General features: G+C 38.2%; 12 protein-coding genes. 3 read left to right on the plus strand and 9 right to left on the minus strand.

The genetic code is table 11. The features are described 5' to 3' along the window. Nucleotides 1-32: 32 nt before the first annotated feature. Nucleotides 33-1,709, minus strand: a complete 1,677-nt coding sequence (ilvD, locus tag HME9304_RS16160) for a dihydroxy-acid dehydratase (RefSeq protein ID WP_112379560.1) — start codon at nt 1,707-1,709, stop codon at nt 33-35. Nucleotides 1,710-2,059: 350 nt separating this feature from the next. Between ilvD and HME9304_RS16170 the strand changes: the two genes are divergently transcribed. After that, nucleotides 2,060-2,788 carry a nitroreductase family protein gene (locus HME9304_RS16170; protein ID WP_112379562.1) on the plus strand — a complete coding sequence of 243 codons (729 nt, stop codon included), beginning with the start codon at nt 2,060-2,062 and terminating at the stop codon, nt 2,786-2,788. Between the two features lies 1 nt (nt 2,789). Here HME9304_RS16170 and HME9304_RS16175 read toward each other — a convergent pair whose 3' ends face one another. Genes HME9304_RS16175 through HME9304_RS16190 form a run of 4 tightly spaced genes read right to left on the minus strand, consistent with a single transcriptional unit; the run spans nt 2,790 to nt 6,290 of the window. Further along, complete coding sequence (locus HME9304_RS16175; RefSeq protein ID WP_112379563.1) at nt 2,790-3,629, minus strand: 5-oxoprolinase subunit C family protein; 840 nt, start codon at nt 3,627-3,629, stop codon at nt 2,790-2,792. After that, nucleotides 3,622-4,356, minus strand: a complete 735-nt coding sequence (pxpB, locus tag HME9304_RS16180) for a 5-oxoprolinase subunit PxpB (protein WP_112379564.1) — start codon at nt 4,354-4,356, stop codon at nt 3,622-3,624. Before pxpB ends, HME9304_RS16175 begins: the two co-directional genes overlap by 8 nt. Next, nucleotides 4,353-5,096, minus strand: coding sequence for a 5-oxoprolinase subunit PxpA (gene pxpA, locus HME9304_RS16185; RefSeq protein WP_112379565.1), 744 nt, complete (start codon nt 5,094-5,096; stop codon nt 4,353-4,355). The genes pxpB and pxpA overlap by 4 nt, the downstream gene beginning before the upstream one ends. Then, nucleotides 5,097-6,290, minus strand: coding sequence for an Nramp family divalent metal transporter (locus HME9304_RS16190; protein WP_112379566.1), 1,194 nt, complete (start codon nt 6,288-6,290; stop codon nt 5,097-5,099). A gap of 184 nt (nt 6,291-6,474) precedes the next feature. On the opposite strand from HME9304_RS16190, the gene HME9304_RS16195 reads away from it, so the two are divergent. After that, nucleotides 6,475-6,918: a hypothetical protein gene (locus HME9304_RS16195; protein ID WP_112379567.1), complete on the plus strand. Its 444-nt coding sequence runs from the start codon at nt 6,475-6,477 to the stop codon at nt 6,916-6,918. Nucleotides 6,919-7,170: 252 nt separating this feature from the next. Next, a complete protein-coding gene (locus HME9304_RS16200; protein WP_112379568.1) occupies nt 7,171-8,283 on the plus strand; it encodes a pyridoxal phosphate-dependent aminotransferase in 1,113 nt (370 codons plus the stop codon). On the opposite strand, the gene HME9304_RS16205 is transcribed toward HME9304_RS16200, so the two are convergent. The 4 genes from HME9304_RS16205 to HME9304_RS16220 all read right to left on the minus strand — a co-directional run bounded on the left by HME9304_RS16205 (nt 8,280) and on the right by HME9304_RS16220 (nt 16,321). Next, nucleotides 8,280-9,050 carry a hypothetical protein gene (locus HME9304_RS16205; RefSeq protein WP_112379569.1) on the minus strand — a complete coding sequence of 257 codons (771 nt, stop codon included), beginning with the start codon at nt 9,048-9,050 and terminating at the stop codon, nt 8,280-8,282. The genes HME9304_RS16200 and HME9304_RS16205 overlap by 4 nt on opposite strands. Continuing rightward, nucleotides 9,050-11,989: a hypothetical protein gene (locus tag HME9304_RS16210; protein ID WP_112379570.1), complete on the minus strand. Its 2,940-nt coding sequence runs from the start codon at nt 11,987-11,989 to the stop codon at nt 9,050-9,052. Before HME9304_RS16210 ends, HME9304_RS16205 begins: the two co-directional genes overlap by 1 nt. Nucleotides 11,990-12,225: 236 nt before the next feature. Next, complete coding sequence (locus HME9304_RS16215; RefSeq protein ID WP_112379571.1) at nt 12,226-13,761, minus strand: YifB family Mg chelatase-like AAA ATPase; 1,536 nt, start codon at nt 13,759-13,761, stop codon at nt 12,226-12,228. A gap of 157 nt (nt 13,762-13,918) precedes the next feature. Continuing rightward, nucleotides 13,919-16,321, minus strand: coding sequence for a penicillin acylase family protein (locus HME9304_RS16220; RefSeq protein ID WP_112379572.1), 2,403 nt, complete (start codon nt 16,319-16,321; stop codon nt 13,919-13,921). Nucleotides 16,322-16,362 lie beyond the last annotated feature (41 nt).

Below are 16,362 nucleotides of genomic sequence, written 5' to 3' on the forward strand. Positions count from 1 at the left end.
AGTTGGTCGGTATTTTAGATTAATATTAGTTCCTATATTTCATCTGTCACACAACCCAATGAAGCCGATGAAACGGTTCTTGCATACTTGTACAAACTTCCCTTTTTCACTTTTAAAGGAGGTTGAATCCAATTTTCTTTTCTAATGGCCAATTCTTCATCTGATATGTTTACCGAAATACTATTTTTTTCCGCATCAATAGTTATGATATCGCCATTTTCAACTAGTGCTATTGTACCACCATCCTGTGCTTCTGGAGCTATGTGACCCACGACAAAGCCATGGGTGCCACCGGAAAATCTCCCATCTGTTATCAAAGCAACATTCTTTCCTAGACCTACGCCCATAATAGCTGCGGTCGGTTTTAGCATTTCTGGCATTCCAGGTCCTCCTTTTGGTCCTTCGTAACGAATGACAACCACATCTCCTTTATTGACCAATCCATCGCGAATACCGTCATTGGCCTCAAACTCACCTTCAAATACCTTTGCGGGTCCTGAAAAGTGAAGTCCTTCTTTGCCTGTGATTTTTGCTACAGCGCCTTCCTTGGCCAAATTCCCATAGAGTATTCTAAGATGCCCTGTTTCTTTAATAGGATTATCTAGATTCTTCATGACTTCTTGTCCTTCGGTCAAGTCCGGTACATCTGCTAGATTCTCGGCTATGGTCTTGCCTGTTACGGTAAGGCAATCTCCGTGTAGCATATTATGCTTTAGCATAAATTTCATTACAGCGGGTACACCCCCAACCTGATGCAAATCCTCCATTAGATATTTTCCGCTGGGTTTTAAATCAGCTAAAAATGGTGTGGTATCGCTGATCTGTTGAAAATCCTCCAATCCAAAATCAATTTCGGCCGCTTTGGCAATTGCCAAAAAGTGAAGTACTGCATTAGTGGAACCTCCTAAAATCGTTATCAACCGTACCGCATTTTCCAAAGATTTTTTTGAAATGATATCACTCGGTTTGATATCTTTTTCCAATAAATGTTTTAGTGCTTTTCCCGAATCGATACAATCCTGTTTTTTTCTATCGCCCGTAGCTGGGTTCGATGAATTATAGGGCAATGCCATTCCTAGTGCTTCAATAGCAGAGGCCATTGTATTTGCCGTATACATTCCTCCACATGCTCCCGCTCCGGGACACGCGTTCTGGATAACACTTTTATATTCCGCTTCATCAATGGAACCGGCAACTTTTTGGCCCCAAGCCTCAAAAGCCGATACCACATCCAGTTTTTTATCTTTTAAACATCCTGAAGCGATGGTTCCGCCATAAACCAAAATTGAAGGTCTATTTAATCGAATCATTGCCATAAGTGCTCCCGGCATGTTCTTATCACATCCAACAACAGTGGCCAGGCCATCATAATTCATCGCCTGTACTACGGTTTCCATGGAATCCGCAATGATATCCCGTGAAGGAAGTGAATAGCGCATACCGTAAGTTCCCATTGAAATACCGTCGCTGACCCCTATAGTATTAAAAATCAACCCTACTAGATTTCCTTTTTGTGTTCCTTCTTTAACGTAAGTGGAGAGTTCATTTAAATGCATGTTACAGGGATTGCCTTCATATCCTGTACTCCCAATTCCGACAAACGGTTTTTTAAGGTCTTCTTCCGTTAATCCAATAGCATACAACATAGCCTGTGCTGCTGGTTGTGTGGGGTCTTGGGTGACATTTTTACTGTATTTGTTCAATTCCATTAAAGTATTTCTTTCAAATCTGGATTTTCGTTGAATTTACTCCTATATTCAAAGATAGATGTTTCAAAAACCCAATAATTTTAACAGTATTCAGGGTTGTAAATCCATCTAAAATAAAAAATAGTTAACTAATTGTTTTTCATTGAATTAATTCAATTTGAAATCCTATATTCAATCATTTTATTAACTATAAAAAAGGCCTGTATCAAAAGAAATACAGTCTTTTTAATCGCTGGTGAAATTAATCGTTCCAGGGTTGAAACAATAATCACAACACCATTTATTTGTGCTTTTGTAATCATTTTTAAAAAAAAGTGGTATAAAAACCTTGTTTGGGTATCTTTAGCCACATGGAAAAATCAGTTACCCAAGCCATAAATTACCGTCGTTCTGTACGCATATTCAAAAGTGATGTTGAATTGGATTCCGAGAAGGTAAAACATTGTATTGAAAACGCGGTTTTAGCACCTACTAGCAGCAATCTACAATTATGGGAGTTTTATCATATAATAGATAAAAATACTCTAGAACAAATGACCAGGGCTTGTTTAGGACAAAATGCTGCAAAAACTGCCAAGCAAATGGTCGTTGTGGTGGCGAGAAAGGATTTATGGCGTATCAGGGCAAAAGCCAATCTTGATTTTTTGAAATCCGTCTATGGCGATAAACCCAAAGAGGAATACTCAGGCAGGGAAAAGTTTGCACTGAACTATTACAAAAAACTTATTCCGACCGTATATTTTGATTTTTTGGGGATATTGGGATGGCTCAAATATGTAATTTTTCAGTTAGTTGGGCTTTTCAAACCAACCTACCGACAGGTTCGAAAATCTGATATGCGCATTGTTGCTCACAAGAGTGCTGGTTTGGCCGCACAGAATTTTATGATAAGTATGGCCGCTTTTGGTTATGATACATGTCCTATGGAAGGAAGTGATACTTTGATGGTGAAACGCATTCTTGGTTTGCCAAGTGGGGCTGAAATCAATATGGTGATAGGTTGTGGGGTCAAGGAAGAAAAAGGAGTGTACGGACCACGATTTAGAGTCCCATTTGAAACTGTTTACAAGAAGATTTGAACTAAATCAATTTAAAGGAAATCGTGTCCCTATATCTTTTTTGCGCGAGTATGGAGATGGATGTATTCGATATTTGTAAAATTCTTGGATATCCGCCAGTAGTTTGCCCATCTTTCATCAAAATTATGATTCTACCTGCAGGGGTAAGCTGAACTGTGCCAGGCAAGGTTCCAGAAGTCAACATGGAATGTTTGTGTTTTCCTATCAACTCTTTAATCTGATATGCCATTCTATTGTTCTCTTTGGAAATTGTGAAGGTTTTTTTGAACAAGCTTGCCAATTGATTTACAGACAGGATAGAGAACTCAGGTCCTTTATAAACTTCAAGGCTTCTTAAATCAAAATTACCTTCAGTCTTTATCTCTGAAATAGTTGGTTTAAAATCAGGAGTCTCTTTATAAGGAATTTCATCCCAATCTTGAACTGAAGCTTTTTGTGTTACTGGAAAATACTGGGAACGACTGCCCAAAACCTTCTCTGTTTGAAAACCATCTTTAATTGCAAGGTAACTTCTAAAACCGTTTTTTAATTTTCCGCAAGAAAGTATATCCCCTTCAGAGACCTTGATTACTCGATAGTTTTCCAAGGTTTTACCATTTAAGGTTGAAGATAGATCTGCACCTGACAAGCAGATGTAGGTAGGGGATTCGAATTCCAATTCGGGACCGGTCATGGTAATCTCCAAAACCGCCGCATCCAAATCATTATTTAAAAGCATGTTTGCCTTTCTAACCGCTGCATTGTCCATAAATCCGGACACGGGAACACCGATATTACGGTACCCAAATCGCCCCAGGTCTTGTATACTTGTAAAAAAGCCTGCTTTTAGAACTTTAAGCATTCAATTGAACATTTTCTGGTTTGTATATCCCAACTTCGCCTTCAATTTTATGTAAATCGTATTCAGCTTTGGATATTTTATGAAACATAATCTTATCGCCAACATTGACAAAGCATGGTTTTTCCAAATTAGGATTGAAAATTGGAATGGGACATCTGCCGATAATATTCCAGCCACCTGGTGAATTCTGTGGATAAATCCCCGTCTGTTTGGCCGCGAGCCCTACCGATCCTTTGGCCACACGAAGCCTGGGCTCTTTTCTTCTTGGTATTTCCAGAGCTTTTGGCAAACCTCCCAAATACATAAATCCTGGTAAAAAGCCAATACCATATACCCTATATTCAAATGATGTATGCATCTGAATAATTTCTTCAACTGATAGGCCCAGTCTTCTGGAAGCATCATCAAGGTCTATACCGAATGCTTTATCATAGCAGACAGGAATACGCCACAAGTACTCTTTCCTTTTGATTTTTTTTGCTTTTTGCTCCAAATAACAGTCCGCTATCAGTTTTTTGATTTTGATAAAATCAATCTGTCCTTGGTTATTGACTATGGTCAGCGAATTATATGCTGCCGAAATTTCCCAGTCTTCCATGTTTAGGCGCTGAAAAGCATCAATAAAATTAAGAATATCTTGTAAAATGTCATCTTCTACCTTAATGGGCCATTCCACTAAGACCGCGCTTTGACCAAATGGTTTGATGCTGATAGGGTAACTTTTCACTTTTGTAATTGCACCTTTTTAAAAGGTAATTCCTTTGAAAGATACATCAATATTTCCAATGCGGTCTGAGTATCGCTGTGTACGCAAATAGTATCAGCCATTATCTGAACAATTTTACCATGAATTGTAAATAATCTATGTTCTTTTATAATTGGCAAGATATGTTCAAGAACCTTTTCGGGTTTTTCTATTAGCGCATTTTTGGATTTTCTTGAAACTAAGCTTAAATCATCATTATAGTTTCTGTCACCAAATGCTTCGTACTTAATTTTTAACCCCTTTTTAATGGCAATATTCGCTATTTTAGATCCAAAAGGAACATATAAGAAAACACCGTTATTGTATTCTGATACCGCTTCAAGATAAATTTCTGCAAGAGATTCGTCTTTTGCGGTTTGATTGTATAATGCCCCATGGGCCTTGATATGGTGCAATGGTACATCTTCATTCCGGATCACTCGGCTGAAAGTATTAAGTTGGTCAACTATACTTTGTTTTAGTTCCGACGCTGAAATCTTCATTATTTTACGTCCAAAATTTGGCTTATCAGGATATGAAGGATGTGCACCTACTCTTATTTTATGGAGTTTTGACAACCTAACGATTTCTGTCATACTTTTTATATCGCCAGCGTGTCCGCCACAAGCAATATTGCACGAACTTATGAAAGGGAAAAGTGCTTCTTCGTTCCCAATTCCTTCACCAACATCACAGTTGATGTCTATGGTCCAACTTTTCATCTATAACGATTCTATAACTTTTAAAATACTCTTTGCTCCCAAGAAAATCGAAAAACCTACAATCGTAAATCCCAATACATTTTGAACAATGGTATTTTTATGATTTCCCATGACTGTTTTTTTATTTACGATCCACAGAAGTAATATAGCCATTATTGGCAGTAAGATTCCATTGGCAATCTGGGCAAACTGGATTATCTGGATGGGTTTTATATTAAACGATAAAGAAATAATCCCCAACAGTAATACCGTGGACCAAACCCATTTAAATTTTTTGTTTTCCATTCCCCCATTCCAGCCAAAACAGCTACCGGCAACAAATGCGGCTGCCAAGGGTGCAGTAATAGCAGAGGTTATTCCAGCTGCCAGTAGTCCTATTCCCATAAAATAAATTGCTGTTTTTCCAAATAGGGGCTCAAGGCCTTTGGCCATATCCATTACATTGGTTACCTCTATTATGGGAGCCGCAGAAGCAGTGATTACTATTGCAATGGAAACTATTCCACCAACGGCAATGGAAATGATCGTATCCCATCTTACCTTTTTTAATTCGCTTTTGGATTTCCATTTTTCCTTTGCCAAGGATGCATGTAAAAAAAGGTTATAGGGCACAACTGTAGTGCCTACAAGTGCAATCACGGTCAATAGACTATTTTCAGGTAGTGAAGGAAGAAACATTCCCTTTGCAATCGATATAACTGATGGTTTGGTCATAGCTGCACTTATCAAAAAACAAATTCCCATTATGGCCACCAAACCGACAAAGACTTTCTCCAAGGTCTTATAACTACTGAACCATAAAAGAAAAAAGGCCGAACCCCCTATCAAAAAAGGATATAAAAAGGATAATTCTTGTCCAAAAATACCCTCTAGGCCCAAGGTAGCCCCTCCAATATTACCCCCTTCATAAGCAGCGTTGCCGACAAGAATTGCACTCAATACTATACCTATAATAAAATTCCGGAACCACTTGACCTTCAACTCACGCTTTATTACAGCTACAAGACCGTTTTGGGCAACGACCCCAATCCTACCCGCCATTTCTTGCAGTACCATAGTGGCCAATATGGACAAAAGTACCGCCCAGATGAGTGTATACCCAAAACGTACTCCTGCAATTGTGCAGATCGTAATTGTGCCTGGTCCTACAAAGGCAGCTGCTACCAAAACACCCGGGCCTATTTTCTTAAACATACTTGGTGATAATTCTTGGTATCCGAAGTTAAGAGGTTTTATCCTGAACCATGCATTTCATCCAAAAAAGTGTATTTCGTCTAAAAGTGGTATGTTATACATCGAAATTTTATACGAATTCGAAAATGGAAAAGTTATAATAGTCCCAAATCTTGTAAAAGAAAGTAAAACTTAACCTAAACAAATGACATGCAAAGATTGTGATAAAAACATCGGGTACGTACAGCACAAAGAATCAATGGATTCCTTGGGCGTAGAGCTTTGCGAAAGACATACCCGACTTATCAAGAAAATAATTCTCAATAATAACACACCTTTAGAAGCCATTCAATTGTTCTATGCCCTAAAAGAAGCAGGTGCAAATCCAATGCTTGAATGGTGGGATGGAAAGAAATCAGTTGATGTCGCAATTTCCAGGGTCAAGCTCAATATAAATATTGACAGAGATTATAAAATGATTACCCACGAACAGGCAATCAAAGACCTGGAAGAGGCAATGCATTCCTTCAAGGATGGCTTTACCACCATTAAGATACCCCACTTGGCCGTAAAGTACTATATAGAAGAAACTGTGCAAAATATTCTGGGTATTATTTCTGGGTTAAAGGCGAATATTAAGGTCGTCTAATCCGAGATTCAAAAGTACTGCCCTTTATAAATCAATGAGGAACTTTATGTGATTTTCCCTTTTTGCAGGATAGACTATGTAGAACACTTTTTTTTTAACAGCGACTCGATAATTATTTATGTAACCGACAACCGGGATTTTTAATGCTATGAGGTCTGTTTTTATAATTTAGGTCTTTTCCTCGTGAATACTTTATAGGCCTGCCTTGTGATTGTTTACTTTTTCGTAACTTTTGAAAGTAAATCATCAACCATGAAAAATATAGATAGAAGACATTGGCTAAAAACCGTGGGATTATCCAGCGGTTTTGCTTTTTTGGGAGGAATTGATGCCATTGCGGGCAACCTTGAGGCCAGACCATTCAAACTTGATGGTATTGTCAAACTCAATTCCAATGAAAACCCTTTCGGCCCTTCAGAAAAAGTTAGGGCAGCTATTACCCAATCGTTTGATATTGCCTGTAGATATCCCTCCATAGTTTTTTCAGAATTGGTCGAGATGATTGCAGAAAAGGAAGGTGTTACCAAAAATCATATCGTCGTAACGGGCGGCTCAACGGAAGGGCTAAAAGCTACAGGGCTTGCTTATAGTCTAGGTGGAAAAGAGATTATTGCCGCAGACCCCACTTTTCAGGCGTTAATGCGCTATGCTGAAAATTTTGGGGCACATGTTCATCGTGTGCCCGTGGATAGTGGTATGGGACATGATTTGGATGCCATGGCCAAAAGGGTGACCAATAGGACAGGGCTTATTTTTATCTGCAACCCCAATAATCCTACGGGTACTTTGTTGGATAAATCCAAATTAATGGATTTTTGTACTTCTTTTGACAATAAGTCCATGATTTTTAGTGATGAAGCGTACTACGATTTCATAACGGAACCTGACTATCCGTCTATGGTCGAGTTGGTCAAGAAAGAACGGAACATCATTGTTTCCAAAACTTTTTCAAAAGTTTACGGAATGGCAGGACTCCGAATAGGTTATCTCGTTGCCAGACCGGATATCGCTTCCCGTTTGCGGAAAAGTATCATGGCCAACACCAATGTATTGGCTATAGAAGCTGCAAAAACGGCTTTAAAAGATGATGATTTCTATAAGTTCAGTGTTCTAAAAAATAAGCAGGCCAAAGATTATTTATATAATAGTCTCACCAAAATGGGCTTGGAGTATATCCCCTCGCATACCAACTTTGTATTCTTCAAGACAGGTCGTGATATTACCGAAGTCAACGCTGCCATGAAAAAGGAGGGTGTACTTATAGGAAGGCCCTTCCCCCCTATGTACGAGTGGGCACGAATTAGTACGGGCACCATGCAAGAAATGGAGGCTTTTGTGCAGGCTTTGGGTAGGGTGATGGTTTAGCTTATTGAATCATAAAGATTAGAATGGTTAAAGGAAGAACCTATTAATATCATACCTATTTCCATATCTCCTCGAACACCCCCAACTCTAAAAACTTCAAAATCAGTATCGGGAATTTGATCTGGATTTTTTCCAACTGTTGCTGCTTCAATATTAACTCCATTTAGTGTTCCTCTGAAAGTTCCCGTCAAAAGTGTTATACCGATAAAACCTATTTGATTGAGATTTATAATTTCTCTAGAGCCTGACCCATTAGAATTAATATATTGAAATGTAGCTTGTGTTCTCAATTGTACACACCTACCCGTAATCCCAAAATTAGCTCTTAAACATTCCTCATTTGAAATAAAAGAGGTTACAATTTCAAGCATTATTCCTGAGTTATTCAAAGCATAGTTACCCCCATCGTCAGTTGGGTTGTAGCCCAATACTAAACTATTTATTCCATCTCCTTTCACACCAGTAGTTGTCCAAACTAACCCTCCTGTTCCATTCTCAATAAATTTAACACCTGTTGGATTTACCCAATTTATACTCTTAAAACCTATATCTCCAGAACCTTTAAAATATCCAATTATATCTTTATTGAACCATTCTCCATTCTGTTTAAGATTTGTAACGATTTTATTTTGTTTAGCTTGGTCTGTAGCAATTGGCAAAGTGTAGCCTTGCAAGATGGCTTCGTCCAAAATAGCTTGGTACTCCGGTTCTTTTATAGCATCAAATATTGCCTTTCTTCTAGATTCTAATAATTCATAATATCCCATTAGTAAGGCATAAAATAATATTCACTTCTATTCCCGTTGCTTCTTATAACTAAGTACATATCTATTGAAGGATTGAATGCAGCCCCATCAATTAGTGTGGCCCCAGTTACGATAGGTTGACTTACTGAATTAATTCTAATTTTTGCCCAGCCCCCAATATCACTTTGAGAAATAGTATATGATGTTGAACTATTGGCTGATAAAGCGTTTCCAATATATCCTGCATATAATACAGGTATTGCTGTTCCAGTACCAGTTTGCAAAGTTGTAAAAAGAGAAAGTGTGGACAGAGTAACTTGGTTTGCATCAAAATCTATAGGATTAGAGATAGTTATATCGTTTAGTTTTGTTTTATCCAATGGTGAAAGAAGACCTGCATTTGTTTCATCAGCAATGGGAATTGTTGTATTAGTCCCTGAACTACTTTCTATCGCTACACCTGTTGGGCTAGTAGTATTTGATAAGTTTGTGGTTCCCGAACCTCCACCATAATCGACGATATTGTTACCCGTTCCTGAAATCGTTTGAGCGTTCGTTCCTGTTTCAATATCTATATTATTAAATATAAAACTATTGATTAAAGTCCCATCAATCAAATTAACACTAGGTCCTTTAACAACTAGCCTATTATCAAATAATTTGTAATTCTCATGACTTCCCGAGCCATCAAACAACATTGCGCTAGTTCCTAATGGTTGATAAAACCTATTACTTCCTATAAAATTATTCTCTGATAAAGTTCTACTTTCAAAATCAAAAGCTGCATTAGTATCAGAACTACGAATATCATTTTCGAACATTTGGAGATTGACCATTCCCCCTCCAGTTCCACCAATTTGTAAACCTTCTTTAAAATCATTATGGTTAATAATCAAATCTGAACTAGAGTTATTAAAAACTACTCTATTATAAAATACATTATTGAATAAAACAATACTACTTACAAGTCTGAAATAAGGGAATGTACCACCAGTAGACTCAATAAAATTATCAGATAATTCTAAATCTAATCTATCTCTATGAAATCCTGTTTGGATACTTGAGTTAAGGTTATTTAATTGAATAGCCTGCTCTGGTACTTTAATTGTATTACCTTTTATTTCTAGATTTTCTACATTAATGGAAAGCATTTCAATACCAATACCAATATTATATTCAGTATATGTTTCGATATGATTGAAATTCAATTTGGCATTCATTAAAGCACCAGTTGCTTTTATTGCTATACCAAGATTATAAAACTTATTACCTTCTAGTGTTAATCCCCAACCTTCTATTCTAGCTCCAATAAAGTTTTCGGTACCATCACCATAAATAATATTATTAGAAAAGTTAGCGTTATCATTTAATCTAACAGTAGTGCTAAATGTATCTGAACGTACATCTTGCCTAAATGCAATTTGAGATGCATCATTCCCTAATCTAGCATCAAAAATATTATTATAAAACCTTACATTTTCTGATAGCGGAGCTACAAATGTGCTATTAGATGTATTTCCATGAGCACTCAGTCCTAATGTATTAAACGCTTCTATACCTCCAAGTCTAGCATCTATTATAGTACAGTTTCTAATTGTACAATTCCTACTAAAATTACCATTTGAGATTACCCCTGTGGTTTGATCTCTTTGTCTAAAAGCTTCAAAGTTAAATGCAGTAGCTGGCGAAGTACCTAAATTAATACCATCATGTTGCCCAGCATTTAAATTAGTAATATTGTGTATATCTATATTTTCTCCTGAGAGGATAGATACATTTATTCTCCGACAATTATCTACAGTAACATTCTTAATTTCACCATTTCTAGCTTGTGTACCTCCTACACCTAAAACAAAACCTGATGCGGTTACGATTATGCCGTCGCCATGCATGTCCCTAACAATACCTCCCCGACCATTAATTACAAAACCTTCAGCACCAACAGCGTAAATGCCAAATTCTCCTGAATGGTCACTTAAACCTCCAAAAAAATCAATCCCTGAGGTATCTCCATTACTCTCGTTCCAATCAAACTGTACACCAGTTTGACCATTGTCAATTGAAAAAATAGTATTTGACACATAGTTGAAAGTCGGTTCTAGCTGGGCCGTATAACCAACAACATTATTATTGAAATGATTAACTATATCCTGCGCAATCTGTGCTTCATCTGTAGCATCTGTAATTGTAACAGTAGTAAGAGTAGGGTTTTCTGCTAGTTCATAGGCAATTTCTATCTGTGTAGTACCGGGGTCTGGTAAATTAGTTATATGCTTGAAAATTTTATATCTATGCGTTAATCTAGTACCATAGAAATTTCCTCCAATTATAGACGAACCCTTAGTCTGATTTATAGAAAACAAATGTTTTCCGTAAGAAAAATCAGGGTATAATCTATAATGTACATTGCTTGTGTTATTCCTCAGCGTGAAGCCCGACGGTATTTCAATAGATCTCTCGCTAAGAACAATGTTATTTTGCTCTATAGGTTTCAACGGATCTGCTGTATAAAAATATACGTCCAAATCATCGACTACCATTTCATTGCCTCCCAATCTATGACCATCTTCTATCGACTTCTTAAATCTTTCTTTATTTGTATTTGCTATATCTCTACCTATAACATGATTCCACGCAGGAGATAAAATATTCTCATCAATCCCCCATTTATCCTTTATAAAAAAATATAAAGGTGAAGTTAATTTTCCTTCGGTAGCAGCACCCCAATTCAATTCATAATTTAAAATAGATGAATCCACCGAGCTATTACCTTCTAAAGTTATGGTGCCATTAGTTAAACCCCCACCCATATCTTTTAGGTATACACTAGTAGGTAGAGTTACCGAAGCGCCAGTTAAATTTATTGGTGATTGTATTTCCCAGATTTTATTAGCATTCGCTGGATCTGGAGACGTAAAGTCCGATGCCGAAGTTGGAATGAAAATATTGGGTCCTGCCATCTTATGATATTTGGAATTTTATTAAAATAGTAGGGTGGCTATAAAGAAATCTAATCTCAAAATATAAATGTCTAATTATACTTTCTATTTATTAAGAAATTTGATAGTTATAAAAGCATTAATTTTTGTAAGATAAATTTACCAATAAATTGTAATATTTTACTTATAATTAACATATTATTAGTATTCTATGTAAATATGGACTATTATAAAGTGACAAAAATAGTTGTTAAAGACTACCCCAACCACCCCTCCCTATCCAGACTACGGTATTGTATAGCTTCGGAGATATGATTTCCTGAAATGTCGGTTGTACCTTCTAAATCAGCGATGGTTCTGGCGACTTTTAGAATTCTATCATAAGCCCTTGCTGAAAGATTTAAACGGTCCATGGCATTTTTCAACAATGCTTTGGAGGCATCGTCCAAAATACAGAACTCCCGTATCTGTTTGGTGTTCATTTGGGCGTTATAATGTACATGTTCCAAAACTTTAAAACGTTTGGTCTGTAGCTCGCGGGCGGCGGTCACACGTTTACGAATTTCAACGCTTGGTTCCGCTTTCTTTTCTTCGGAGAGCTTTTCAAAGGGAACAGGGGTCACTTCAATATGGATGTCTATTCTATCCAACAACGGACCTGAGATTTTACCCAAATACCGCTGCATTTCTATTGGGGAAGAGGTAACAGGAGCATCCGGGTCGTTAAAGTATCCACCTGGACTTGGGTTCATACTGGCGACCAGCATAAAACTGCTGGGATAGGTCACCGTAAACCTTGCCCTTGCTATAGTGACTTCCCTGTCTTCCATGGGTTGGCGCATTACCTCGAGTACCCTCCGCTCAAACTCGGGCAATTCGTCCAAGAACAACACCCCGTTATGTGATAGGGATATCTCGCCCGGTTGCGGGTAACTTCCGCCACCTACCAAAGCGGCGCTGCTAATGGTATGATGTGGATTACGAAACGGGCGTTGGCTCATCAGCCCCATATTCTTCACTTTACCGACCACACTATGGATTTTTGTGGTTTCCAATGCCTCGTGCAAGGTCATGGGCGGTAAAATGGAAGGTAAACGTTTCGCCAACATGGTCTTCCCTGCCCCTGGTGGACCTATAAGTATAATGTTGTGTCCGCCAGCCGCCGCAATTTCCATGCACCGCTTTATACTTTCCTGGCCTTTTACATCGGAAAAGTCAAACTCGGGAAAGTTCAGGCTTTCCTGAAATTCTTTTCGGGTATCGACTTTCGTTCTTGCCAAAGGTTTTCCCTCATCAAAATAAGCAATGACCTCTTTGATGTTTTCCACTCCGTAGACTTCCAAATTTCCTACGATGGCCGCTTCTTTCGCATTTTCCTTTGGGAGAATGAATCCTTTAAACCCTTCTTCTTGGGCCTTAATGGCTATAGGTAATGCTCCAGTAATAGGTTGCAAGCTACCATCCAAAGAAAGCTCTCCCATAATCAGATACTGGGCAATCTTTTCCGATTTGATTTGATCAGAAGCTGCCAAAATGCCCAACGCCAATGTAAGGTCATAGGCAGATCCTTCTTTTCGTAAATCTGCGGGTGCCATGTTGATGGTAATTTTTTTACCTGGAATTTTGTAACCATTGTTTTGGAGGGCCGCGGCAATTCGGTAATTGCTTTCTTTTATGGCATTATCAGGCAGCCCAACCAAATGGTAGCCTATACCCCTATCGATATTTACTTCGACGACTATGGTTGTAGCTTCTACCCCAAACACAGCACTGCCATATACTTTTATGAGCATCTGATAATTTTTTAAAGTCCAAAATGTTGGGGTTAGAAACTATAATGGAAGATGATATTCGGTGCTATGACCAAAATTCAAAAGTAAAATATTTACTACAAATAAACCAAACGGCTATTGGTTAAAAACTAATCCGACAAACGTTCAGCGTTCAGCATCAAAAATCACTTTTTGGTTTAAACACAAGTTTTGATTCAGCTTTATTTTGAATTTCTTCCCTGTTCATCATCATTTTGCGGAATTCACCTTTGATATAGAGTTTCGCTTGGTCTTTATAATGTTTACTGAACGGATTACCGGATTGTCCTGTGGGCAATATACTGATACTATTCTCGACATCGGAGAAATCGATAATACGTCGTGTAGATGGGCCTGCACTTACTTTGTAAAAACCAGTACTATCATACGGGAACGCCATGTTATTGATAACCTCTCGACTCCCATGCAAAGGAAATGGCCCTACATTGAAAAAACTTCGTAGTGACTCCACCCGACCAATGGGATGACCATGCTCCAATGTATGCACTTTGTCCCAAGTCCATTGGTTAGGATCCGACCCAAAATCGTTGACTATTGAATTCCAAGCATCTGCAAAGGATTTTAATACAATATCGTTTCTGGTCTCTACCTCATTTTTTGTAGTTATGTTATCCCACCAAGATCCTTCCTTCATCTTTGTTCCCCATGCAATTTGACGTTTCATCAAATGCGTAGATAGAAACTGCTTAAACTGTTCGGAGCCAAGTTCATCTTCAAACGTATTTTTTAAAACATAATATTCACAGCGATGGTAAAGCAAACCATTTGTATTTTCTAAAGTATATGCACCATCCCAATTCTTGAGTGCATCAACCTGTACCAATTGTTCATCGGAAAGACTTGAAACGTCCAATAACTTGATCAATTCAGTTACCAATTGAGGGTTTACGGGTGAAGTAACATCCAAAATCATTTTGGAAGCCGATTCCTTATCCCAGTCATTTTTTCCGTCCAAGAGCGCTACTATTCTTCTCGCCCTGTTTTCGGGAAGATAATATCCAGGATATAGCATTCCAGCAATAGAATCCGGTTGATTGTTTGCGGAATAGACATAGTTCCAAGGTGGGTTTATAGCACTTGGATTTTTTGAAAAATCCAGATAACCCAAGGGTTCCTGTCTTCCAGATGCACCATCCAGTATGAACTTGGTAGAAACACTATCTGGCATGGTATATAGTTTTGCGGAAGCCCACCATGCTACGTTGCCATCAGCATCGCCATACATTACATTAAGTCCAGGTGCGTGGATTTTTGGAAGTGCAGCTTTAAATCCATCAATATCTTTTGCGTGGGTCATCCCGTAGAGTGCATCCATTACTTCGTTTTTCTCTTTGGTATACACCCAGGACATGGCAATGGGAATTTCCCCAGATACTTGCTTGGCAACGCCGTTCATAACAGGTCCATGCCTTGTTTTCTTGTACATAAAGGATATCGTTTCGGCATCTTTCACCTTGATTTCCTTCGTAACATATTCGTAGTCCTTCCAGCCGAGTTCTGTTCTGTACTTCGTACTGTCCGAAGGGTTTTTTTGCTCATAGTAAAAATTCAGGTCATCGTTCTGAAACATCGTGAGCCCATAGGCTAGATTTCTATCATGTCCCAATAATGGAAAAGGGACACCAGCGATGTGATACCCATATTTCTCGTAATCGGGTGTGCTAACATGCGCTTCGTACCATACCGAGGGCTGCGCAAAACCAATATGTGGGTCGTTGGCAAAAATAACCTTTCCCGATTTCGTCTTTTCAGGTGACAAGACCCAACTATTGCTCCCTTCAAACTGGGGTACAGGTAATTTTTCCATTACATTGATAACACTTGCCGTAATATTGGTTTCCAGTGAATCCGAAACAGTATTATTGTAATTTTTGATCCAAACGGTAGAAGTATCCGACATTATGGCCAAATCCTTCAAGTATGCTTCGCCAAGTTGGTTTTTGATGTTGGTCAATAAAGGATCGGTTTTATGTGCCATTGCAAAGCTAAAAGCCATGTAGCCGACTGCATCATAAATATCCTCCAGTACAAAAGGTTCCTTGTCCAATCCCGTTAAATAAAACTCCACAGGTGTTGGTCCTTTTTCTATAAACTCATTTATTCCGTCCAGATATGCTTTCGAAAGCACGACCATTTCACTTTGCATATCGAGTTGGGAAACTGTATGCTTGGTGTGGTCATCTATTCCCAGGGAAAGAAAAAATTTGTCGGTTTCCAACAAATCCTTACCAAAAACTTCCGAAAGTTTTCCTTTGGCAACACGTCTCAATAATTCCATCTGCCAGAGTCGGTCCTGGGCGTGCACATACCCTAAGGCACGAAAAGCATCTTCTTGCTTGTCCGCATAAATATGCGGAATTCCATACATATCAAAATAAACGTTTACTTCGCCAGTAAGGTCGGACAGTTTTTTTTCTCCGTCATAATCGGGCTTTAGGGAATTTATAAAAATATAAACACCTATAAGCAAGATCAGTAGGATGCCGGCAATGACCAGCAGTACTTTTTTTAACTTCTTCACTGGAAATTTGATTGATTTTTAGTGAATCGAAGGTAACCTAT

The organism is Flagellimonas maritima (assembly GCF_003269425.1).
GTDB classification, from domain to species: Bacteria; Bacteroidota; Bacteroidia; order Flavobacteriales; family Flavobacteriaceae; genus Flagellimonas; species Flagellimonas maritima.